We start from the raw sequence: 1,786 nt of genomic DNA, 5'->3' as shown, positions 1-1,786 counted from the left end.
TCCCAGAGCGGTCGCCAGGCGTCGTAGTCTTCGGGTTGAACCGGGCGCACAGTCACGGCAGCGGTCATGGGTCAGCTTTCAGTGGGTTTACTGCAGCACGCGCTTCGGGTTCATGATGCCCTGCGGGTCCAGCGCCTGCTTGATGGCGCGCATCATGCCAAGCGCCACGGGCGACTGGTACTTGGCGAGCTTGTCGGCCTTGAGTTCGCCGATGCCATGCTCGGCCGAGAACGAGCCGCCAAACTCGGCCACGGCCTCGTACACCAGGTGGTTCACATGCGCCTCGTGCTCGCGCAGGAAGGCCTTGGGATCGCCTTCTGCCGGTGCCTGCACGTTGTAGTGCAGGTTGCCGTCGCCCAGGTGGCCGAAGTTGACCAGGCGCACGCCGGGGATCTCGCGCTGCAGCACCGCGTCGGTGTGGGCCACAAAGGCAGGGATGCGCGAGATCTGCACCGAGATGTCGTGCTTGATGTTCAGGCCCTCTTCGGCCTGGGCGAGCGGAATGCTCTCGCGGATGTGCCACAGCTGGTGCGCCTGGGTGAGGTTCTCGGCCACCACGGCGTCGGTCACGCAGCCCATTTCAAACGCGGTCTCCAGCAGCGATTCAAACCGTGCACGCGCGTGTTCTTCGGATTCGCTGTCGGAGTTTTCGAGCAGCACACACCAGGGCGCGTTGTCGTCGCCCAGAAACGGCACGCGCAGCTGCGGCATGTGTTTGCCCACCAGGCTCAGCGCAAACTGGCCCATCACCTCAAAGCCCGTGAGGCCCGCGCCCAGCTGCTTGTGCGCCTGGCCCAGCAGCGCCACGGCGTGTTCCATGGATGGCACGGCGGCCCAGGCGGTGAGGCGTGCGGCGGGCTCGGGGTAGAGCTTCATCGTCGCGGCGGTGATGATGCCCAGCGTGCCTTCGCTGCCGATGAACAGGTCGCGCAGGTCGTAGCCAGTGTTGTCCTTGCGCAGGCCCTTGAGGCCATCCCACACCTCGCCCTGGGCGGTGACGACTTCCAGGCCCAGGCAAAGGTCGCGCGCATTGCCGTACCGCACCACCTGCGTGCCGCCTGCGTTGGTGCCCAGGTTGCCGCCAATGGTGCAGCTGCCCTCGGCAGCGAGGCTCAGAGGGAAGAGCACGCCGGCCTTCTCGGCCACGTCCTGCAGGTTCTGCAGGATGCAGCCCGCTTCTACCGTCATGGTCAGGTTGTCGGTGTCCACGCTGCGCACCGCGTTCATGCGCGTGAGGCTCAGCACGATCTGTGTGCCGCTGTCATCGGGCGTCGAGCCCACGGCCAGACCGGTGTTGCCGCCTTGCGGAACGATCGCGGTGCCCGCTGCCGCACAGGCCTTGACCACAGCGGCCACCTCTTGCGTATTGGCAGGGCGCACCACGGCCAGGGCCTTGCCGCGCACGCGGCGGCGCCAGTCCTGTTCCCAGGCGGTGAGATCGCCTTCGTTGAGCACATGGGCGGGGCCGACGATGGTGCGCAGGGTGTCGAGCAAGGTGGTCATGGGTGAAGCGACGGGTTCAGTGGGTTGATCGGGTAGCGGAGGGCTGCGACATGGGCATCAGGGGGCGGGTGGCGCTGCGCTGGCTTCCGCCGCAGCGGCGGCTGCCTTGGCGTTGCGCTGGCGCACGCGCACATGCAGCGTGCAGGCGGTGAACAGCACGAGGCACAAGGCCACTTCGCCCCAGGCCAGCCATTGCGATGGGGGCTTGTCGCCCCAGCCGCGCACCACGCCTTCGGTGAAGTACAGCCAGATCACCAGGCTGACCCAGCGGTAGGTGTACATG

2 protein-coding genes and 1 pseudogene are annotated in these 1,786 nt (G+C 67.1%); all 3 read right to left on the bottom strand.

Annotated features, from left to right (window positions below; all coding sequences use genetic code 11):
- A pseudogene (locus tag DBR23_RS30585) lies at positions 1 to 68 on the bottom strand (GNAT family N-acetyltransferase); the annotation flags it as partial.
- A 19-nt stretch (positions 69 to 87) separates the two neighbouring features.
- Complete coding sequence (locus DBR23_RS12015; RefSeq protein WP_108498395.1) at positions 88 to 1,503, bottom strand: FAD-binding oxidoreductase; 1,416 nt, start codon at positions 1,501 to 1,503, stop codon at positions 88 to 90.
- Positions 1,504 to 1,560: 57 nt separating this feature from the next.
- A partial coding sequence (locus DBR23_RS12010; RefSeq protein ID WP_146191315.1) for a DUF2069 domain-containing protein occupies positions 1,561 to 1,786 on the bottom strand: 226 nt, incomplete at its 5' end.

The sequence above is a fragment of the Acidovorax sp. HMWF018 genome, assembly GCF_003061035.1.
GTDB classification, from domain to species: Bacteria; Pseudomonadota; Gammaproteobacteria; order Burkholderiales; family Burkholderiaceae_C; genus Acidovorax; species Acidovorax delafieldii.
Note: the sequence above shows the minus strand (reverse complement) of the source record. Positions and strands in the feature narration are given on the sequence as shown.

Coding starts and splice junctions, on each gene's coding strand:
- DBR23_RS12015 (WP_108498395.1), bottom strand. CDS start 1,503: ATGACCACCTTGCTCGACACCCTGCGCACCATCGTCGGCCCCGCCCAT.